The following is a 19,735-nucleotide window of genomic DNA, read 5'->3' on the forward strand; positions in this document are numbered from 1 at the left end:
ACTTCGGGCCGGTCCTAAGGGATCGGCCCGTTTTGCGTCCGCCTCTTTTTCGGGCACAGCGCGCCGATGACGCTGCGCTGCAGCGAATGCCCTCTTGACCTGACGCATAAAGGTCAGCATCTCTGCCCCATGCTCCTACTCGACAGCCCCCCTCCTGATCGCCATACGCTGTGGGAAGACGTCCACGGCATCCTCGTAGGCACCACGCTGGTCGCCCTTGGGATCCAGTTCCTGCGCGCTTCGGGACTGTTCACCGGGCAGATCGCCGGCCTGGCACTGGTTTTGGGCGAGCCCACGGGCATCCGCTTCGGCCTGCTGTTCTTCCTCCTGAACGCGCCCTTCTACGTCCTGGCGGTCAAGCAGCTCGGCTGGCGGTTCACCGTCAAGAGCTTCATCTCGGTGGCGCTGATGTCGAGCATGGTGGACCTGCTCCCGCTTGGCCTGCACGTCGAGGTCGCGCCGCCGCTGGCCGCCGCGCTCTTCGGGGTTTGCGCCGGGATCGGCCTGCTCTCGCTGTTCCGTCACGGCGCGACGCTGGGCGGCGTCGGCATCGTGGCGCTCTGGTTGCAGGACACGCGGGGGATCAAGGCGGGCTGGACCCAGCTCGGCTTCGACCTGCTGGTCTTTGCGTCGTCTTTCCTCTTCTTCGCGCCGATGCAGGTCCTCTGGTCGTTGCTGGGGGCCGTCATCCTCAACGCGCTGATCGCGATAAACCATCGACGCGACCGCTACATCGCCCGCTCCTGAGCCCGCATTGCCGCTGGTCCCCGGGCCGGCGCGATGGCATGACAGGTGCCGATACAGGACGGCAGGCACCATGATTTTCACTGACCTTCCCCGCTGCGACGGAGGCAACCCATGCCCGCTTTGATGTTGCAGGGCACCGGCTCGAACGTCGGCAAGTCGATGCTGGTCGCGGGGCTCTGCCGCGCCGCGCTGCGCCGCGGGATCAAGGTCGCGCCCTTCAAGCCGCAGAACATGTCGAACAACGCCGCAGTCACCGCGGATGGCGGCGAGATCGGCCGGGCGCAGGCGCTGCAGGCGCGGGCCTGCGGGATCGAGCCGGTGACCGACATGAACCCTGTACTGCTGAAGCCCGAAACCGACATGGGTGCGCAGGTGATCCTGCAGGGCAAGCGCATCGCCACCACGCAGGCGCGTGACTACGGCGGGCTGCGCGAGCGTCTCATGGCGGGCGTGCTCGAGAGTTTCGAGCGGTTGAAGGCCGCGCATGATCTGGTGCTGGTCGAAGGCGCGGGCAGCCCCGCCGAGGTCAACCTGCGCGCCCGCGACATCGCCAACATGGGCTTTGCCCGGGCCGCGGACGTGCCCGTGGTGCTGGCCGGCGACATCGACCGCGGCGGTGTGATCGCGCAGGTGGTGGGCACGCAGGCGGTCGTCGACCCCGAGGATGCGGCGCTGGTGAAAGGCTTCCTGATCAATAAGTTCCGCGGCGATCCTCGTCTTTTCGATGATGGCTACGCCCTGATCGAACAAACCACGCGATGGCGCGGATTCGGCGTGCTGCCATGGTTCCGCGAGGCCCACCTCCTGCCTGCCGAGGACGCGCTCGACCTGCCGCGCCGGTCGCGTGACCATGGACTCAAGGTGGTCTGTCTCGCGCTTTCGCGCATCGCCAACTTTGACGACCTCGACCCGCTGGCGCAGGAGCCGGGCGTTTCCCTGTCGATGATCGGCCCGGGCGAGGTGATCCCCGGCGACACGGACCTGGTGATCCTGCCGGGCAGCAAGTCGACCCGCGGCGATCTCGCCTTCTTGCGGGCGCAGGGCTGGGACGTCGATCTTGCCGCGCATGTGCGGCGCGGAGGGCATGTGCTGGGGATCTGCGGCGGCTACCAGATGCTTGGCCGCAGCATCTCGGACCCCGAGGGCATCGAGGGGCCGGCAGGCAGCGATCCGGGCCTTGGCTTGCTGGAGGTGGACACGGTGATGACCGCCGACAAACGCCTCAGCCGTGTGCGCGCGCGTCATGCCGCCAGCGGCCTGTCGCTGGAGGGATACGAGATCCACATTGGCCGCACCGAGGGCCCTGATTGCACCCGCCCCTTTGCCATCATCGACGGATCCCCCGATGGCGCGATCTCGCAGGACGGGCGGATCAGCGGCAGCTACCTGCATGGGCTCTTCGCCGATGACGCCTTCCGCAGCGCCTGGCTCGAAGGTCTTGGTGTGGCGCGCAGCGATGTCCGGTACGAGGCAAAGGTCGACGGCGTGCTCGACGCGCTGGCGGAGCACATGGACGCGCATCTTGACGTCGAGGGGCTGCTGGCGCTGGCGCGGTAGCCAGTGCGCCGCCGTTATACCGAGAAACCGCCCCCCGGGCTTGCCGGAGGACGCCTGACGTGATCCTCGCGCGTGGTTACGCCTGCGCGACGGCCCGCTTGGTGAGCACGCCGATCAGGTGGGCACGATAGGACGCCGAGCCGTGCAGGTCGTTCATCAGCCCGTCGGCCGGCACCGCAAGCCCCTCGAGCGCCGCGGCAGAGAAGTCGCCCGAAAGCGCCGCCTCGGCCTCGGTCCAGCGGAACACGCCGTCTTCCGAGGCGCCGGTTACCGCCACGCGCACACTATCCGCGAACTTGGCGACGAACACACCCACCAGCGCAAAGCGCGATGCAGGCTGCTCGAACTTGATATAGGCAGCCTTCTCGGGGATCGGGAACCTGACCGCGGTGATGATCTCTCCCTCCTCGAGGGCAGTGGTGAACAGCCCCTCGAAGAAGTCGTCCGCCGCAATCTCGCGATTGCTGGTCACGACCGTCGCGCCCGAGGCCAGCGCCGCCGCCGGGTAGCAGGCCGCCGGGTCGTTGTTGGCAAGGCTGCCGCCGACCGTGCCACGATTGCGCACCGCAGGGTCACCGATATTGCCCGCCATGGCCGCCAGCGCCGGGTAGCTCGAGGCCACCTCGCGTGCCACGGTGCCATGGGTGGTGCCGCCGCCGATCGTCACGGTGCCGCCCTCTTGCGACACGCCCTTGATCTCGTCTATGGCGGCAAGGCTCACCAGAACGGAGGGGGCCGCGAGCCGCTGCTTCAGCGAGGGGATCAGCGTCTGCCCGCCCCCGAGCGCCTGAGCCTCTTCCTTTCCGAGCGCGGCCACGGCATCCGCCACGCTCTTGGGTCTTACAACGTCAAAGCTGTACATCGTCGTCCTCCTGCGGAAGGGTCCGGGGCGGTTCGGCGCCCCTCATCCCCTTCATATTTCGTCGAATACTCGCCCTCCCCAGCGCAAGATGCAAGCACCTGCGCCGGGGCAAAGGGTCATCCCTGCATCGCCTTCCAGACTCGGTGCGGTGAAACGGGCATGTCGATATGCGTTACGTCATGCCCCGCATGGTTCAGCGCGTCGAGCACCGCGTTTACCACCGCGGGCGGCGAGCCGATGGCCCCGGCCTCGCCGCAGCCTTTCACCCCCAGCGGGTTGTGGGTGCAGGGAGTCGCGCAGCTGTGGTCCACCATGTAGAACGGCACGTCGCCGGCCCGCGGCATGGCGTAATCCATGTAGCTGGCCGACAGCAGTTGGCCGTCGGCGTCGTAGACGCAGTTCTCGAGGAGCGCCTGTCCGATCCCCTGCGCGAGACCGCCATGCACCTGGCCCTCGACGATCATCGGATTGACCACATTGCCGAAATCATCGGCGGCGGCAAAACGCTCGATGGTGACCTTGCCGGTCTCGGGGTCGACCTCCACCTCGCAGGCATAGGCGCCGGCAGGATAGGTGAAGTTCGCCGGATCGTAGAAGGCGGTCTCTTCCAGCCCGGGCTCGATTTCGGTGAGCGGGTAGTTGTGCGGCACGTAGGCGGCCAGCGTGACATCGCCCCAGGCCACCGACTTGTCGGTGCCCGCGACGGTGAACATGCCGTCCTTGAGCTCAATGTCGCCCTCCGAGGCCTCCATCAGATGAGCCGCGATCTTCTTGGCCTTGTTGATGATCTTCTCTGTGGCGCGGACCATGGCCGACCCGCAGACCGCAAGGCTGCGCGAGCCGTAAGTGCCCATGCCAAAGGGAATTTTCGACGTATCGCCATGGACGATGTCGATCATGCTCTCGTCGATGCCGAGCATGTCGGCGACCACCTGCGGGAAGGCGGTCTCATGTCCTTGCCCGTGGCTGTGCGCGCCGACCATGACCGAGATCGAGCCGGTGGCGTTCACCCGCACCGTCGCCGCGTCATAGAGCCCTGCCCGCGCGCCGAGTTGGCCTACGAGGTTTGACGGCGCGATGCCGCAGGCCTCGATGTAACAGTTCACGCCAAGGCCCCGCAGCTTGCCCTTCGCCTCGCTCTCGGCACGGCGCGCGGCGAAGCCGGGGATGTCGATCATCTCTTCCATCTTGTCCATGGTCGCGACGTAGTTGCCGGTGTCGTATTCCACCGCCACCGGGGTCGCATAGGGGAAGCTGTCGATGAAGTTCTGCCGCCGCAGCTTGATCGGATCGACACCCAGTTCGCGCGCCGCCTTGTCCACCAGCCGCTCGAGCTGGAAGGTCGCCTCGGGGCGGCCCGCGCCGCGATAGGCGTCGACCGGCACGGTGTTGGTGAAGACCGCCTTCACGTTCACCTGGATCGCCGGGGTCTTGTAGTTGCCGGCCATCAGCGTGCCGTGCAGCCAAGTCGGCACCGAGCTGGCGAAGGTCGACAGGTACGCCCCCATGTTGGCCAGCGTGTCGGTGCGGATGCCTGTGAAATTGTTCTCGGCATCCAGCGCCAGCTCGATCTTGGTGACGTGATCGCGGCCATGCGCGTCGGACATGAACGCCTCGGAGCGGGTCGCAGTCCATTTGACCGGCCGGTTGATCTGCCGCGCGGCGAAGGTGACGAAGGCCTCCTCGGCATAATGGAAGATCTTGGTGCCGAAGCCGCCCCCCACGTCGGGGGCGACCACCCGCAGCTTGTGCTCGGGGATGCCCAGCACGAAGGCGCCCATCAGCAGGCGGATCACATGCGGGTTCTGCGACGTGGTGTAGAGCGTGCTCTCGTCGTTGGCGCGGGCGTATTCGGCCACCGCGACGCGCGGCTCCATCGGGTTGGCCACGAGGCGGTTGTTCACCAGCTCCAGCGTCGTCACATGGGCGGCTTCGGCGAAGGCCGCATCCACCGCCGCCTGGTCCGAGCCAAACTGCCAGTCGTAGCAGAGGTTGTCCGCCAGATCGTCGTGCACCTTTGCCGAGCCGCTCTCGAGCGCCGCGCGCATGTCGACCACGGCGGGCAGTTCCTCGATTTCCAGCTCGATCGCCTCGGCGGCGTCGCGGGCCTGGTCGAGGGTCTCGGCGATCACCGCGCAGATCGGATCGCCGACGTGGCGGACCTTGCCCTGCGCGAGCACCGGATGTGGCGGCTCCTTCATCGGATCGCCGTTCTTGTCGGTCACCTGCCAGCCGCAGGGCAGCCCGCCGATGCCCTCGAAATCCTTCCCGGTGAAGATCCGCACCACGCCAGGCATCGCCTCGGCGGCGCTGGTGTCGAGGCTGGTGATCTTGCCATGCGCCACGTCCGAGCGCAGGAAGTGGCAGTAGGTCTGCCCGTAGACGTTGATGTCGTCGGTATATTTCCCGGCTCCGGTCAGGAAGCGCACGTCTTCACGCCGCTTCTGGGCCGCTCCGATGCCATGATCCTTCGGCATGGGGTCTCCTCCCTGATATGCCGGCGGGCATGGGCCGCGCCCGGCCCGCCTCGAACTCTCCACCCGGCGGGATTCGCTCTCCGCCGGTCCTCCCTGTTCCGCGGGCGGCCTCCCAACCGCCATCGGATCATTCGCAGATCTTCGTGGATGTGCCGGGCCACCTCAGGGCCCGCACCGCCGCGCTCACTCGGCGGCGATGGTGCTCACGTCCTGCCCGCTGGCCGCCATGATCGCCTTGACGATGTTGTGGTAGCCGGTGCAGCGGCAGATGTTGCCCTCGAGGTAGTGACGGATCTCGGCCTCGGTGGGCTTGGGATTATCCCTCAGCAGCGTTGCCGCCGACATCACCATGCCCGGCGTGCAGAAGCCGCACTGCAGACCGTGGTGGTCCTGGAAGGCCTGCTGGATCACATTCAGCGAGCCGTCGGCATTGGCCTGCCCCTCGATGGTGCCCACCTCGGCGCCGTCGCATTCGGCGGCGAATATGGTGCAGCCCTTCACGGTCTCGCCGTTGACGTGGATATTGCAGGCGCCGCATTGCGAGGTGTCACACCCGACATGGGTGCCGGTCAGATGCAGCTCGTCGCGCAGGAACTCGGTCATGAGCATGTTGCCCCTGACCTCCTTGCTGACAGCTTTGCCGTTCACCGTCATCGTTACCTTGGTCATACGTTCCCTCCCTGGGATGACTGATCGGTTTTCGGTTGGTTGCACTGTGGCACGGGCGTCAGCCCGAGACCATCCGCTTGAACCAGCCTTTCTTCTTGCCCTCTTCACCGGCCGCGCCTTCGGCCTCTGGCGCAGCCTCGGCGTCGCTCGGGCCCTCGACCGCGTCCTGCAGGTTGGTGAAGAACTGGTCGGCCATCTTCTTGGCGAAGCCGTCGATGATCCGGCTGCCGAGCTGCGCCAGCTTGCCGCCGACCTTGGCGTCGACATCGTAGCTGAGCTCGGTGCCCTCATCGACCTCGGCAAAGCACACGTCCGCCCCGCCCTTGGCGAAGCCCGCGGCGCCGCCCTTGCCCTCGCCCGTGAGGGTCACCGCCTCGGGTTCGGTCATATTCGACAGGGTCACCGTGCCCTTGAAGGTGGCCTTCACCGGGCCGACTTTCTGGACCACTGTCGCCTCGAAGCCCTCTTCGGGGGTGCCGGTCAGCTCTGTGCAGCCGGGCACGCAGGCCTTAAGCACCTCGGGATTCAGGATCGCGGCCCAAACCACCTCGCGCGGGGCCTTGATCACCCGGGTATCGCTCATCTGCATGGTCTATGTCCTCTCTTGCGGCTCCCAGACCAACAGGAAGGTAGGCCGCGCCCATCAGACCAAAGGCGCAGCCGGTCCCCCTCCATGCCCGGTCGCGGCATTGCGTGTTCCGAGCGGAGGATCGCGCCGATTGCACAACTTCGCAACCCCCGTGTGAGGTGGCGCCGGTCGGGCATGCCTCCGCAGTCGCGAGAAAAATCGTGCCGGTCGCAATTGGGAGATTGACGCTGCGTCAGACCCGCACGACAAGACACCTATGACCCAGACCTATGACCGCACCGCCCTCTTCGCCCTCGCCCGAGACCTGCTGGCTGGCGCCGGCCTGCCGCCCGACAAGGCCGAGACCGTCGCCGAACTGCTGATCCAGACTGACGAGATCGGCGTCACCACCCATGGCATCTCGATGGTCTCCTACTACCTGCCCGAGCTGGCCAAGGACCTGATGACCAAGGAGGGCACGCATGAGGTGCTCTCCGACAAAGGGGTTTGCCTGCTCTGGGACGGCAACTACCTGCCCGGCCACTGGGTGATGACCCAAGCGCTGCAGACCTGCATGACGCGCGCCGCCGAGTACGGCATGGCCGCCATGGCGATCCGCCGCAGCCATCACATCGGCTGCCTCTCGGCGCTGACCCGGATCGCCGCCGAAAAGGGCTACGTGTGCTATATCGCCACCTCCGATCCCTCGGGCCAATGGGTCGCCCCCTACGGCGGCTGCGAGCCGCTGCTCACCCCAAACCCCTGGGCGGTGGGCTATCCCGGCAAGGACCACCCGGTGCTCATCGACACCTGCGCCTCGATCACCACGCTGTCGAAGGTGCGTGAGCACATCAATTCCGGCACCGAGTTCGCCCACCCCTGGATGCTGGACGGAGACGGCCACGCCACCACCGACCCCACGGTCATCAACCAGACCCCAAAGGGCTCGATCCTGCCGGTGGGCGGGGCGGATCATGGCCACAAGGGCTTTGCCATGGGCCTGATGGTCGAGATGCTGACCCAGGCGCTCGCCGGCCATGGCCGGGTCGAGTCCCCGACCCGCTGGGGAGCAAATGTCTTCCTGCAGGTGATGGACCCCGCGGCCTTTGGCGGTCGCGAGGCGTTCGTGGCACAGGTCGAACATCTGAGCGAGGCCTGCCGCGCCAGCCGCCCGATCGACGAGGCGCGCCCGGTGCGCATCCCCGGCGACCGCGCGGCGGTCGCGGCCGACAGGGCGCGCCGCGACGGCATCGCCTTGCCCGACGAGGTGCTCACCCGCATCCGCGCCTGCGCCGCGGAGGCCGGTCTGGCCTTTCCCGAGCCGCGCTGAGAGGCCTCAGCGCCTCGGCGGAATGGCGTAGGTCAGCGAGGCGTGGGCGACCGGATCGTCCGAGTGCTCTGAGTAGAGCAGCACGTCGGTCACGCTGAGGCTGCGACCCAGCTTCAGCACCCGCGCCTCGGCCAGCAGATCCCGCCCTGCCTCGGGCTTGCGCATGAAATCGATCGAGCAATGGGTGGTCACCGTGAGCGCCTCGCGCCCGATCCGCGCCATGGTCGCCACGTAGGCCGCCACATCCGCCAGAGCGAACATCGACGGCCCCGAGACCGTGCCGCCGGGCCGCAGGTGCTGCTCGTCCACGATCAGCCGCATCACGAGCATCTCCTCGTCCATGCGGTCGATGGCGAACATGCCCTCGATCTGCGGAAAGACCTCCCTCAGGAACCCGGTCATCTCCGGAATGGTGAACTGCAGCGCCATGCGACCTCCCGCCTCTTTCGTCCCTCTTCTCCGCTGGCTAGGCTGCCCGCGAGGATGGAGGAGAACAAGATGGCAATTCTGGAACGTCACGACACCGGGCCGGTGGCCCACCTGCGGCTGAACGCGCCGGAGCGGCTGAACCCGCTGTCGGACGCGATGCTGGCGGCTTTGCAGGCGCAGATCGATGCGCTTGGTCAGGACGAGACAATCCGCGCGGTGGTCATCTCGGGCGCGGGCAAGGTCTTCTGCGCCGGGCACGACCTGCGCGAAATGCAGGCCGGACGGCAGGCCGAGGACGAGGGAGCCGCCTATTTCGCCGATCTCTTCGAGCGCTGCGCACGGGTGATGACAGGCCTCTCCCGCCTGCCCCAGCCCGTCATCGCGCAGGTGCACGGCATCGCCGCCGCCGCCGGCTGCCAGTTGGTCGCGAGCTGCGACATGGCCGTGGCTGCCGAAGATGCGCGCTTCGCCGTCAACGGGGTCAACATCGGGCTCTTTTGCTCGACGCCCATGGTGGCGCTGAGCCGCAACCTGCCGCGCAAGCAGGCCTTCGAGATGCTCACCACGGGCCGGTTCATTCCCGCCGCCGAGGCGCAGACCCTGGGGCTCGTCAACCGCGTTGTCCCCGAGGCCGAGCTGCCCGCCGCGACGCAGGCGCTGGCGGAAAGCGTCGCCTCGAAGCTGCCGCACGCGGTGAGGATCGGCAAGGAGGCGTTCTACGCGCAGGCCGAGCTGCCGCTGAACGCGGCCTATGCGCTGGCCGGCCAGGTGATGGTCGAGAACATGCTCGACCGCGACACCGACGAGGGCATCACGGCGTTCCTGGAAAAGCGCAAGCCCGGCTGGAGCACCTGAGGACATGGCGGAAACCCGCTGGCGGGGCGGGATTTTTCGGAACCGATGCGGCGGCTGCGCGCGTTCTCTGCGTATAACTGCGCACCACGTACAGGAGAGCAGCATGTTGCGTACCCTCACCCTCGCGGCCCTTTCGGCTGCCGCCCTCGCCGCCCCCATGGCCGCCAGCGCCGCCCCCAAAGGATGCCCACCGGGTCTTGCCAAGAAGAACGCGGCCTGCATGCCGCCGGGCCAGTACAAGAAGATCGGCAAGCACCATGGTGATCGCGACCGCGACCACGACGCGATCCACATCCACCGCTATGACCGCGGCGAGCGGATCCGCGACAATTACATCGTGATCCGCGATCCGGGCCGCTACCAGCTCGATCCGCACCGAACCTATTACAACGTCGACGACTACGTCTACCGCGTCGACCCGGACACCGGGGCCGTGCTCGACATCATCGGCGGGATCGCCCAACTGGCGAAGTAAGCCGGCGCCGAGGGGGCGCGCACCCGGCTTTAGATCCTTCCACACCGACGTAAAAAGGACCGGCGCTTCTAACGGCGACCGGTCCTTATTTCATTTCAAGGACGCATCGCCGCGCCCTGCGCTCCGCGCGCCTATTCCGCCGCGACCCTGCCCGTCCGCAGCATCGGCTTGAGGTAATGCCCGGTGTGCGAGCGCCCAACCTCGGCCACCTCCTCGGGGGTGCCCGTGGCCACGATTTCGCCGCCTCCGTCACCGCCCTCGGGGCCGATGTCGATGATGTGGTCGGCGGTCTTGATGACGTCGAGATTGTGCTCGATCACCACCACCGTGTTACCTTGCTCGACCAGCTCGTGCAGCACCTCGAGCAGTTTGCGCACATCCTCGAAGTGCAGGCCCGTGGTCGGCTCGTCAAGGATGTAGAGCGTGCGGCCCGTCGAGCGTTTCGCCAGTTCCTTCGACAGCTTCACCCGCTGCGCCTCGCCGCCCGACAGGGTGGTCGCCTGCTGCCCCACCTTCACGTAGCTCAGCCCGACCCGCATGAGCGCGTCCATCTTCTCGCGGATCGAGGGCACCGACTGGAAGAACTCCTGCGCCTCTTCCACTGTCATATCAAGCACATCGGCAATGCTCTTGCCCTTGAACTTGATCTCCAGCGTTTCGCGGTTGTAGCGCTGGCCCTTGCAGGTTTCGCATTCGACGTAGACGTCGGGCAGGAAGTGCATCTCGATCTTGATGACGCCGTCGCCCTGGCAGGCCTCGCAGCGCCCGCCCTTGACGTTGAAGCTGAAGCGCCCGGGCTTGTAGCCGCGCGCCTTGGCCTCGGGCAGGCCCGCGAACCAGTCGCGGATCGGGGTAAACGCACCCGTGTAGGTCGCTGGGTTCGAACGCGGCGTGCGGCCGATCGGGCGCTGGTCGATGTCGATGACCTTGTCGAGATACTCGAAGCCCTTGATCGTCTCGCAGGGGGCCGGCGTCTCTCGTGCGCCGTTGAGCCGCATGGCGGCGTTCTTGTAGAGCGTCTCGATGGTCAGCGTCGACTTGCCGCCCCCCGAAACGCCGGTGACGCAGACGAACTTGCCCAATGGGAACTCGGCGGTCACCTCCTTGAGGTTGTTGCCGGTCGCCTTGACCACCTTGAGCATCTTGCCGTTGCCCTTACGCCGCTCCGTCGGGACCGCGATCTCGCGGGTGCCGGCGAGGTACTGGCCGGTGAGGCTGGCGGGATCGTCCGAGATCATCTGCGGCGTGCCCTTGCTGACCACCTGCCCGCCGTGCACCCCGGCGCCGGGGCCGATGTCGAAGACGTAATCTGCCTGGCGGATCATGTCCTCGTCATGCTCGACCACAATGACCGTGTTGCCCTGGTCGCGCAGAGACTTCAGCGTGCCGATCAGCCGGTCGTTGTCGCGCTGATGCAGGCCGATCGAGGGCTCGTCGAGCACATAGAGTACGCCGGTGAGACCGGAGCCGATCTGGCTCGCGAGCCGGATCCGCTGGCTCTCGCCGCCCGAGAGCGTCCCCGCCGCGCGGGACATGGTCAGGTATTCGAGGCCGACGTTGTTGAGGAAGCCGAGCCGCTCGCGGATCTCCTTGAGGATGGCGCGGGCGATCTCGTTCTTTTGTCCCGAGAGCGCCTCGGGCACGGTCTCGATCCAGTCGTGCGCCTCGCGGATCGACATCTGAACCACTTGGCCGACGTGCAGCAGCGTGTCCTTCTTGGCCGAACCGATCTTTACCGCCAGCGCTTCGGGCCGCAGGCGGTAGCCGCCACAGGCGCCGCAGGGGCGGTTGTTCTGGTAACGCTCGAATTCCTCGCGCACCCAGGCGCTGTCGGTTTCGCGGTAGCGGCGCTGCATGTTGGGGATCACGCCCTCGAAGGCACGGGTCACCTGGTAGACGCGGCCGCCCTCGTCATAGCGGAAGGGGATTTCTTCCTTGCCAGAGCCATGCAGGAAGACGTCCTGCACCTTCTGCGGCAGGTCCTTCCAGCGGGCGTTCTTGTTGAAGCCATAGTGCTTGGCGATCGACTCGATGGTCTGCAGGAAATAGGGCGACTTGCCCTTGCGCCAGGGCGCGATGGCGCCGTCGGCGACCTTCAGCGTCACATCGGGCACCACCAGCTGCTCGTCGAAGAAGAGCTCGACGCCGAGGCCGTCGCACTCCGGGCAGGCGCCCACGGGGGCGTTGAAGGAGAACAGGCGCGGTTCGATCTCGGAGATAGTGAAGCCGCTGACCGGACAGGAGAAGTTCTCCGAGAAGGTGATCCGCTCGGGATCCCCCTCGCCTTCGCGCGGCGCGGTTTCCAGAACGGCGATGCCCGAGGCCAGATCGAGCGCGGTTCGGAAGCTGTCGGCAAGGCGCGTCTCGAGCCCCTCGCGCACGACGATACGGTCGACGACAACGTCGATGTCATGGCGGAACTTCTTGTCGAGCGTCGGCGGCTCGTCGAGTTCGTAGAACTGCCCATCGACCTTCACCCGCTGGAAGCCCTGCTTGCGCAGCTCGAGGAATTCCTTGCGGTACTCGCCCTTGCGGTCGCGGATGATCGGCGCGAGCAGGTAGCCGCGCGTCCCCTCCTCCAGCGCCATCACGCGGTCGACCATGTCCTGCACCTGCTGCGCCTCGATGGGCAGGCCGGTGGCGGGGCTGTAGGGCGTGCCGACGCGGGCGAAGAGAAGGCGCAGGTAGTCGTAGATTTCGGTGACCGTGCCGACAGTCGAGCGCGGGTTCTTCGAGGTGGTCTTCTGCTCGATGGAGATCGCCGGCGAGAGCCCCGCGATGTGATCGACATCGGGCTTTTCCATCATGTCGAGGAACTGCCGCGCGTAGGCCGAGAGCGACTCGACATACCGCCGCTGGCCCTCGGCGTAGATGGTGTCGAAGGCGAGCGAGGACTTGCCCGACCCCGACAGGCCGGTGATCACCACCAGCTCGTCGCGCGGGATGTCGACGTCGATATTCTTGAGATTGTGCTCGCGCGCGCCGCGCACTTCGATCTGCTTCAGCTCTGGCATGAGACCCTCGGGAAAGGAACGCTCCTACACATAGGCCAAACGCCCCGGATCGCAATGGGTAAATGAGAACTTAATAAGAACATGCAGGGCGGGAATGCGCCTTTGCACGATACCTCATCCGCGCGCCGGGCGGGAGCGTCTCTCTTCGAAGCGGGTTGCAAGAGCCGTAGAGGGCTCTTGCACCGCTCAGCGGTAGCGCAACGAGATGCCTTCGGAGAAGAGATGCACCTTCGCGGGATCGGCGCTCAGCCCGACCTCGGTGCCGCGCAAGCCTTGATGGATGCCAGGAAGCTTGGCGATCACCGCCTCCTTGCAGCCGGGCTGCGGCTCGAAGTGCAGCAGGGTCACCTCGCCGAGCGCCTCGGTCAGCGCGACCTTGCCAGTGAACACCGGCGTGGCCGTTGCCTCGGTGAAATCCTCGGGGCGGATGCCGACGTTCACCTGAAGACCCATGTCCGACTCGCGGGTGGCCACGTCCGAGACTGCGGTGCCGCCGGTCTGCAGCCTGACGGTGGTCTGCGCGCCGGTGCCGGTGACCTCGCCAGACAGCATGTTCATCGCCGGCGAGCCGATGAACTGCGCCACGAACTCGCTGTTGGGGGTCTCGTAAAGTTCCAGCGGCGAGCCAACCTGCGCGATGCCCTTGTTGGCAAGGACGACGATGCGGTCGGCCAGAGTCATCGCCTCGACCTGGTCGTGGGTCACGTAGATCATCGTGCGGTCGGGCAGCTTCTCCTTGAGCTGGGCGATCTCGATCCGCGTCGCCACGCGCAGCGCCGCGTCGAGGTTCGAGAGCGGCTCGTCGAAGAGGAACACCTTGGGATCTCGCACGATGGCCCGGCCGATGGCGACGCGCTGGCGCTGACCACCCGAGAGCGCCTTTGGCAGGCGGTCGAGGTAGGGTTCGAGCTGCAGCATCTTCGCAGCGCGCTCGACGGCCTCGGCGATCTCGGCCTTGCTCTTCTTGGCGATCTGCAGGGCGAAGGACATGTTGTCGCGCACGGTCATATGCGGATAGAGCGCGTAGCTCTGGAACACCATGGCGATGCCGCGCTGCGCTGGGGGCACGTCGTTGACCACCTGGCCGTCGATCTCGAGCGTGCCGCCGGTGATCCGCTCAAGCCCGGCAATCATCCGCAACAGCGTGGACTTGCCGCAGCCCGAGGGGCCGACGAAGACGACAAGCTCGCCTGCGGTGACATCCAGGTCGATGTTCTTCAGCACCTCCACGGTGCCTCCGTACACCTTGCCAACATCGGTGAGTTTCAGGTCTGCCATCGTCTCCGCCTCCCCTTATCCTTCGTTTCTGCCGATCACATCCGCAACGCCAGCGCGGGCTGCCAGGGCCCGAGGTGGAACTTGCCATCGGGCGCGGTGCCGGTCGAGCCGAGCTCGACGCCGACCTGCTGCCATTTGCCTGCCGGCGCGTCGATCACCGCCGGATCGGGACCGATGTTGAAGGCGCAGAACAGCTCTTCAGTGTCGGCCACCCGGCGGAAGCTGAGCACGTTGCCGGTCGCCGTGAGATCGGTGATCTCGCCCTTGCTCAGCGCCGCATGGGCGTGGCGGAAGGCGATCGCGCGGCGGTAGTGATGCAGGATCGCCGCCGGGTCCTTCTCCTGGTCCTCGACGGTCATCCGCAGGTGTTCGTGGCTCACCGGCAGCCAGGGCTTGCCCTCGGAAAAGCCGCCGTGGTGGGCATCAGGCTCCCAGACCATCGGCGTGCGGCAGCCGTCGCGGCCCTTGAAGGCCGGCCAGAACCTGATGCCATAGGGATCCTGCAGATCCTCGAAGGCCAGCACCGCCTCGGGCAGAGCAAGTTCCTCGCCCTGATAGATGCAGGCCGAGCCGCGCAAGCACATCATCAGCGTGGTGTAGAGCCGTGCCCCTGCGGCGCCGATACCCCAGCGCGTGACATGGCGCTCGACGTCGTGGTTGGAAAAGGCCCAGCAGGCCCAGCCGCCGCCCGCCACCTCGGCGACCTTGTCCATCACCTCCTTGACGTATGCGGCGGTCGGTGCGCGCTGCGACAGCAGCTCGAAGGCGTAGGACATCTGCAGGTGATCATTGCCCGAGGTGTATTCGCCCAGCACCTCGAGGCCCCGCAGGTCCTCGCCGATCTCGCCCACGGCGGCGGCGTTGTAGCGGTCCATGAGCTTGCGCAGCTTGGCGAGGAATTCGAGGTTCTCGGGCTGGGTCTTGTCGTAGAGATGTTCCTGCCAGGTGTAGGGGTTCACCGCCGGGGCAGTGATCGGGTTGCGCCGCTCGGGCGGCAGCGCCGGGTTGTCGCGCAGCTTGGCGTCATGCACGTAGAAGTTCACCGTGTCGAGCCGGAAGCCGTTGACCCCGCGGTCGAGCCAGAACTCCGCCACGTCGAGCAGCGTCTTCTGCACCTCGGGCTCGTGGAAGTTGAGGTCGGGCTGCGAGGTGAGGAAGTTGTGCAGGTAGTACTGGCAGCGCGTGGTGTCCCATTGCCAGGCGGAGCCGCCGAAGATCGACAGCCAGTTGTTCGGCGGCGTGCCGTCGGGCTTGGCGTCGGCCCAAACGTACCAGTTGGCGCGCAGGTTGTCTTTGGAGCTGCGGCTCTCCTGGAACCAGGGATGCTGGTCCGAGCTGTGCGACATCACGAGGTCGATCAGCACCTTCAGGCCGAGCTTGTGGGCGGTCTCGATCAGCACGTCGAAATCCGCGAGGCTGCCGAACATCGGATCGACGTCGCAATAGTCGCTGACGTCATAGCCAAAGTCCTTCATCGGCGAGCGGAAGAAGGGCGAGATCCAGACCGCATCGACCCCCATCGAGGCGATGTGCGGCAACCGGCGCGAGATGCCGAGCAGATCGCCCACGCCGTCGCCGTTGCTGTCCTGAAAACTGCGCGGATAGACTTGGTAGATCACCGCGCCGCGCCACCAGTCGCGGTCTTCGGTCGAGGGCACGGGAAGGGTGTTCTTGCTCATGTATTGGGTCTTTCGATCACTTGACGGAGCCTGCCAGCAGGCCGCGCACGAGGTATTTCTGCATCGCGAAGAAGACAACCAGCGGCACCACGATCGACACGAAGGCCGAGGTTGCAAGGAGCTCCCATTGTCCGCCGCGCGAACCCATCAGATTGACCAGCCGCGCCGTCAGCACCAGCCGGTCGTCGTCGGTGCCAAGGAAGACCAGCGCGACCAAGAGGTCGTTCCAGGTCCAGAGGAACTGGAAGATGGCAAAGCTCGCCAGCGCCGGGAAAGACAGCGGAAGCACGATCTTGGTGAAAATCTGGAAGTCCGACGCGCCGTCGACGCGGGCGTTCTCGATGATGTCCTTGGGTAGACCGACCATGTAGTTGCGCAAGAGGTAGATGGCGAGCGGCAGCCCGAAACCGGTGTGGGCCAGCCAGACCCCGAGGTAGCCCTTGCCGATGCCGATCGCGTTGTGCAGCTGCAGCAGCGGGATCAGCGCGAGCTGAAGCGGCACGACAAGCAGCGCCACCACCGCGGCGATCAGCAGCGCGCGGCCGGGAAATTCCATCCAGGCCAGCGCGTAGGCGGCAAAGGCAGCGACGAGGATCGGGATCACCGTCGCCGGGATCGACACGGTCAGCGTGTTGAGAAACGCCTGCCCGACCCCTGCCCCCGCGGTCGTGCCGAAGAGCACGTTCTTGTAGTTCTCGAGCGTGAACTCGGGGGGTGTCGTGGCCGTGGCAAAGACCCGTGGCAGGCGCTCGCCTTCGAAGCTCTGCGGCGCTGTGAGGCGGAAATCCCCCGATTGCTCCACGGTCAGCGCCCAGCCATCCTGCAGCTCGACTTCGGTGTCCGGCTCGTAGGCCTCGGGCTCGCGCGACGAGGTGCCCCAGGCCGAGAGCGTGGTCTCGGCACTGCCGAAGAGGTTGCCGTCGATCACGTAGAGCCCGCCTTCCTCGCGCTCTTCGCCCGAGATCCGGATTGCCGGGAGCTGCCCCTTCTGCGCCGAGAAGGCCGACCACCAGCCCGAGTTGCTGATCTGCTCGGCGGTCCGGAACGACGAGACCAAGAGGCCAACCGTCGGAAAGAGCCAGAGCGCCACGAGCAACGCCACCGAGATGTGGACCGCCCAGGTGAGGGTCGATTTCTGTCCTGCCATGCCTTCCATGTTCCGCCCTCCTCAGCGCGTCTCGCGGCGCGCGTTGATCACGTTCCACACCAGGATCGGCGAGACCAGCAGCATGATCACCATCGCCGCGGCCGAGCCGACGCCCCAGTCGAAGGCGCGGAAAAGCTTGTCATACATGTAGTTGGCCAGAACCTGCGTCTGCCACTGGCCATTGGTCATGGCGAGCACGATGTCAAAGACCTTGAGCACCACGAGGGTGATCGTGGTCCACACCACGACAATGGTTGAGCGAATCTGCGGCACCTTGATTTTGAAGAAGATCTGGAACGGGTTCGCACCATCGACGATGGCCGCCTCGACCGTCTCCTCGGGAATGCCGCGCAGCGCTGCGCCGAGGATCACCATGGCAAAGCCGGTCTGGATCCAGATCAGCACCACCATCAGCAGGAAATTGTTCCAAGGGGTGATGGTCAGCCAGGTCTGCGGCTCGCCGCCGAGCCAGACCCAGACCGCGTTGAGGATACCGATCTGCTCCTGCCCGATCGGGCGGAAATCATAGACCAGCTTCCAGATCACCGAGGCGCCGACGAAGGAAATCGCCATCGGCATGAAGATCAAGGACTTGGCGAGATTGCCCCAGCGAATGCGGTCGGTGAGCTGCGCCGCCAGCAGGCCGAAACCGGTCGAAGCAGCGGGCACCACGATCAGCCAGAGCATGTTGTTGCGGATCGCCTCCCAGAATTTCGCCTCGCGCAGCATCTGCTGGTAGTTGGCGAGCCCGACGAAGGCGCCCCCCTGGTTGCGGTCGGTCAGCGACAGCCAGAAGGTCGCCACTACGGGATAGGCCAGGTAGAGCCCAAGCGCGAAGATCGCGGGAAAGAGAAAAAGCCAGGGCCGGATCATCTCGGCGCGGCGGATGTTGCGGCCGATGTTGGGGCCGCGGGCGGGGAAGAGAACCTTGTCGATCAGCTGGTTCGATAGCCAGAAATAGCCGATGCAGCCGCCGAGCCCGATCACGATGGTCAATACGGCCTGAAGTGCCGGATGCATGACGTCCTCCCCGTCGCTTGCAGTCGTTCGGGGCGCCGCATCTTCCCTATTAAGAGCGGCGCCCCGCGTCGAGTTTACCCCGAGTTACTTGTTCGCGTCCCAGCTTTTCTGGATCGCGGTCGCCACGTCCTCGGCCGACCTGCCGCCGACGTAATCGACCATCCCGGTCCAGAAGCTGCCTGCGCCGACGGCGCCGGGCATGAGATCCGAGGCGTCGAAGCGGAAGGTGGTCGCGTCCAGAAGGATCTCGCCCATCTTCTTCAGCGGCGGGCTGCCGTAGAGCTCTGCGTTCGCTTCCTTGTAGGGGGTCAGGAAGCCCGACTGCGCCATCCAGATCTCATGCGCGATGGGGGTCTGCAGGAACTCGATGAAGGCGCGCGATGCGTCACTGTCCTTGGTGATGAACGCCAGCGTGCCCGCACCCAGCACCGGCTGGCCGAGGTCCTTCTCGGCATAGGCGGGCATGTAGAAGAAATCCGCGTCCACGCCCATCTCGGTGCCTTCGGGGAAGAAGGTTGGGATGAAGCTGGCCTGGTGATGCATGTAGCATTGTGGCGGCGAGGCGAAGAGACCCGCCGGGCTTTCGCGGAAGTCGGTGGTGGCCACTGCGCCGGCGCCGCCATTGACGAAGGCGTCGTTCTTGGCGAACCAGCCGAATTCCTCGATCGCCTCGATCACCTTGGGATCGTCGAACTTGACCTCATTGGTCACCCATTGGTCGTAGACCTCGGGCGGCTGCACGCGCAGCATCATATCCTCGACCCAGTCGGTCGCCGGCCAGCCGGTCGCCCCACCCGAGCCCAGACCGATGCACCAGGGCGTTTCGCCCTCCTCGGCGATCTGCTCGGTCAGGGCCTTGAGGTCCTCCATGGTCTCGGGAACCTCGTAGCCCGCATCCTCGAAGTTCTCGGGGACGTAGAAAACCAGCGACTTCACGTCGATCTTGTAGGGGAAGGCGTAGAGCTGCTTGCCGTCCTTGCCCTCGAAGGAGCCGAGGCTCACCCAGCTGTCGCCGGCGGCGTAATTCTCGCGCAGCCAGTCGGCGGTCTCGTCGCCAAGCGGGGTGACGTAGCCCTTTTTCACCAGGTCGGCGATCAGGCCGGGCTGCGGCAGGATCGCGATGTTGGGCGGGCTGCCCGCCTCGGTGTCGATGACGATCTGCTGCTCGTAGGTCTCGGACGAGGAATAGCTGACGTCGGCGCCGGTGGCCTGCTCGAAATAGGCCAGCACCGTCTCGACCAGTTGCTGGTCGTCACCGCGCCAGGGGCCGAAGATGCTCAGGGTCTGGCCCGACAGGTCATGCTCGGCCGCGAAGGCGTCGAGGCTGTCCCAGTTGAAATCGCCCTCGCCGGGGGTGAACACCATCTCGGCCTGGGCTGCGCCCGCGCAGAGCGCCAGCGCCGCCACCGAGCCGAGAATGGCGCGCGTGCCGCGAACGGGTGTGTTTCGCTTGGTCATGTCGTCAAAGTCCTCCCGTGTTGTCACGGCACCCAGGGCCGCGAGAGATGTGGTCAATTCGGACGCGCTGGGGACACTCCTCACCCCAAAGCGCTTTGAGCCACGAGCAGCCTCACGCGTTTGCCCCCCTGTTGTCAATCATGCAATGGCCTAGGTGATCGGAAATTACA

16 protein-coding genes are annotated in these 19,735 nt (G+C 66.1%); 5 read left to right on the plus strand and 11 right to left on the minus strand.

Annotated elements, in window-relative coordinates; translation table 11 throughout:
* The first annotated feature begins 129 nt into the window (after positions 1-129).
* Together G0D83_RS19660 and G0D83_RS19665 are read left to right on the plus strand one after the other, a co-directional pair.
* Positions 130-747: a YitT family protein gene (locus G0D83_RS19660; protein WP_164196451.1), complete on the plus strand. Its 618-nt coding sequence runs from the start codon at positions 130-132 to the stop codon at positions 745-747.
* A gap of 111 nt (positions 748-858) precedes the next feature.
* A complete protein-coding gene (locus G0D83_RS19665) occupies positions 859-2,304 on the plus strand; it encodes a cobyric acid synthase (RefSeq protein WP_164196452.1) in 1,446 nt (481 codons plus the stop codon).
* A gap of 76 nt (positions 2,305-2,380) precedes the next feature.
* Here the strand turns inward: G0D83_RS19665 and G0D83_RS19670 are convergent, their stop codons facing one another.
* From G0D83_RS19670 to G0D83_RS19685, 4 genes are all read right to left on the minus strand, one after another.
* A complete protein-coding gene (locus G0D83_RS19670; protein WP_164196453.1) occupies positions 2,381-3,166 on the minus strand; it encodes a xanthine dehydrogenase family protein subunit M in 786 nt (261 codons plus the stop codon).
* 116 nt (positions 3,167-3,282) lie between these two features.
* Entirely contained in the window at positions 3,283-5,643 is a 2,361-nt protein-coding gene (locus G0D83_RS19675; RefSeq protein ID WP_164196454.1) for a xanthine dehydrogenase family protein molybdopterin-binding subunit, read from the minus strand.
* Positions 5,644-5,826: 183 nt separating this feature from the next.
* Complete coding sequence (locus G0D83_RS19680; RefSeq protein WP_108965457.1) at positions 5,827-6,312, minus strand: (2Fe-2S)-binding protein; 486 nt, start codon at positions 6,310-6,312, stop codon at positions 5,827-5,829.
* Positions 6,313-6,370: 58 nt separating this feature from the next.
* On the minus strand, positions 6,371-6,901 hold the full coding sequence (locus G0D83_RS19685; protein WP_164196455.1) for a CoxG family protein: 531 nt from the start codon (positions 6,899-6,901) through the stop codon (positions 6,371-6,373).
* A gap of 256 nt (positions 6,902-7,157) precedes the next feature.
* Between G0D83_RS19685 and G0D83_RS19690 the strand changes: the two genes are divergently transcribed.
* Positions 7,158-8,210, plus strand: coding sequence for an Ldh family oxidoreductase (locus tag G0D83_RS19690; protein WP_164196456.1), 1,053 nt, complete (start codon positions 7,158-7,160; stop codon positions 8,208-8,210).
* 6 nt (positions 8,211-8,216) lie between these two features.
* Here the strand turns inward: G0D83_RS19690 and G0D83_RS19695 are convergent, their stop codons facing one another.
* Positions 8,217-8,639, minus strand: a complete 423-nt coding sequence (locus tag G0D83_RS19695) for a PaaI family thioesterase (RefSeq protein ID WP_108965452.1) — start codon at positions 8,637-8,639, stop codon at positions 8,217-8,219.
* A 54-nt stretch (positions 8,640-8,693) separates the two neighbouring features.
* On the opposite strand from G0D83_RS19695, the gene G0D83_RS19700 reads away from it, so the two are divergent.
* Positions 8,694-9,494: an enoyl-CoA hydratase gene (locus tag G0D83_RS19700; protein ID WP_255455558.1), complete on the plus strand. Its 801-nt coding sequence runs from the start codon at positions 8,694-8,696 to the stop codon at positions 9,492-9,494.
* 103 nt (positions 9,495-9,597) lie between these two features.
* The gene (locus G0D83_RS19705; protein WP_164196458.1) at positions 9,598-9,969 is read left to right on the plus strand and encodes an excinuclease ABC subunit A; all 372 of its coding nucleotides are present in this window, start codon (positions 9,598-9,600) and stop codon (positions 9,967-9,969) included.
* Positions 9,970-10,100: 131 nt separating this feature from the next.
* Here G0D83_RS19705 and uvrA read toward each other — a convergent pair whose 3' ends face one another.
* The 6 genes from uvrA to G0D83_RS19735 form a co-directional block, all read right to left on the minus strand.
* Positions 10,101-12,983, minus strand: coding sequence for an excinuclease ABC subunit UvrA (uvrA, locus tag G0D83_RS19710; protein WP_108965446.1), 2,883 nt, complete (start codon positions 12,981-12,983; stop codon positions 10,101-10,103).
* A 186-nt stretch (positions 12,984-13,169) separates the two neighbouring features.
* Entirely contained in the window at positions 13,170-14,261 is a 1,092-nt protein-coding gene (locus G0D83_RS19715; protein ID WP_108965444.1) for an ABC transporter ATP-binding protein, read from the minus strand.
* A 35-nt stretch (positions 14,262-14,296) separates the two neighbouring features.
* Positions 14,297-15,940, minus strand: a complete 1,644-nt coding sequence (locus tag G0D83_RS19720; protein WP_164196459.1) for an alpha-glucosidase — start codon at positions 15,938-15,940, stop codon at positions 14,297-14,299.
* Between the two features lie 16 nt (positions 15,941-15,956).
* Positions 15,957-17,096 (minus strand): carbohydrate ABC transporter permease, encoded by a 1,140-nt coding sequence (locus G0D83_RS19725; RefSeq protein WP_164196460.1) that lies wholly within the window; start codon positions 17,094-17,096, stop codon positions 15,957-15,959.
* A 12-nt stretch (positions 17,097-17,108) separates the two neighbouring features.
* Complete coding sequence (locus G0D83_RS19730) at positions 17,109-18,107, minus strand: carbohydrate ABC transporter permease (protein ID WP_164196461.1); 999 nt, start codon at positions 18,105-18,107, stop codon at positions 17,109-17,111.
* An 84-nt stretch (positions 18,108-18,191) separates the two neighbouring features.
* Entirely contained in the window at positions 18,192-19,565 is a 1,374-nt protein-coding gene (locus G0D83_RS19735) for an ABC transporter substrate-binding protein (protein ID WP_164196462.1), read from the minus strand.
* Positions 19,566-19,735 lie beyond the last annotated feature (170 nt).

It is taken from the genome of Salipiger sp. PrR003, assembly GCF_010500785.1.
Taxonomy (GTDB): domain Bacteria; phylum Pseudomonadota; class Alphaproteobacteria; order Rhodobacterales; family Rhodobacteraceae; genus Salipiger; species Salipiger pacificus_A.

Excerpts from the sequence above, each read along its gene's own strand:
- G0D83_RS19660 (WP_164196451.1), top strand. The coding sequence starts at position 130 with ATGCTCCTACTCGACAGCCCCCCTCCTGATCGCCATACGCTGTGGGAA.
- G0D83_RS19685 (WP_164196455.1), bottom strand. The coding sequence starts at position 6,901 with ATGCAGATGAGCGATACCCGGGTGATCAAGGCCCCGCGCGAGGTGGTT.
- G0D83_RS19700 (WP_255455558.1), top strand. The coding sequence starts at position 8,694 with ATGGAGGAGAACAAGATGGCAATTCTGGAACGTCACGACACCGGGCCG.
- G0D83_RS19670 (WP_164196453.1), bottom strand. The coding sequence starts at position 3,166 with ATGTACAGCTTTGACGTTGTAAGACCCAAGAGCGTGGCGGATGCCGTG.
- G0D83_RS19730 (WP_164196461.1), bottom strand. The coding sequence starts at position 18,107 with ATGCATCCGGCACTTCAGGCCGTATTGACCATCGTGATCGGGCTCGGC.
- G0D83_RS19725 (WP_164196460.1), bottom strand. The coding sequence starts at position 17,096 with ATGGAAGGCATGGCAGGACAGAAATCGACCCTCACCTGGGCGGTCCAC.
- G0D83_RS19735 (WP_164196462.1), bottom strand. The coding sequence starts at position 19,565 with ATGACCAAGCGAAACACACCCGTTCGCGGCACGCGCGCCATTCTCGGC.
- G0D83_RS19675 (WP_164196454.1), bottom strand. The coding sequence starts at position 5,643 with ATGCCGAAGGATCATGGCATCGGAGCGGCCCAGAAGCGGCGTGAAGAC.
- G0D83_RS19720 (WP_164196459.1), bottom strand. The coding sequence starts at position 15,940 with ATGAGCAAGAACACCCTTCCCGTGCCCTCGACCGAAGACCGCGACTGG.
- G0D83_RS19680 (WP_108965457.1), bottom strand. The coding sequence starts at position 6,312 with ATGACCAAGGTAACGATGACGGTGAACGGCAAAGCTGTCAGCAAGGAG.
- G0D83_RS19695 (WP_108965452.1), bottom strand. The coding sequence starts at position 8,639 with ATGGCGCTGCAGTTCACCATTCCGGAGATGACCGGGTTCCTGAGGGAG.
- G0D83_RS19715 (WP_108965444.1), bottom strand. The coding sequence starts at position 14,261 with ATGGCAGACCTGAAACTCACCGATGTTGGCAAGGTGTACGGAGGCACC.
- uvrA (WP_108965446.1), bottom strand. The coding sequence starts at position 12,983 with ATGCCAGAGCTGAAGCAGATCGAAGTGCGCGGCGCGCGCGAGCACAAT.
- G0D83_RS19705 (WP_164196458.1), top strand. The coding sequence starts at position 9,598 with ATGTTGCGTACCCTCACCCTCGCGGCCCTTTCGGCTGCCGCCCTCGCC.
- G0D83_RS19665 (WP_164196452.1), top strand. The coding sequence starts at position 859 with ATGCCCGCTTTGATGTTGCAGGGCACCGGCTCGAACGTCGGCAAGTCG.
- G0D83_RS19690 (WP_164196456.1), top strand. The coding sequence starts at position 7,158 with ATGACCCAGACCTATGACCGCACCGCCCTCTTCGCCCTCGCCCGAGAC.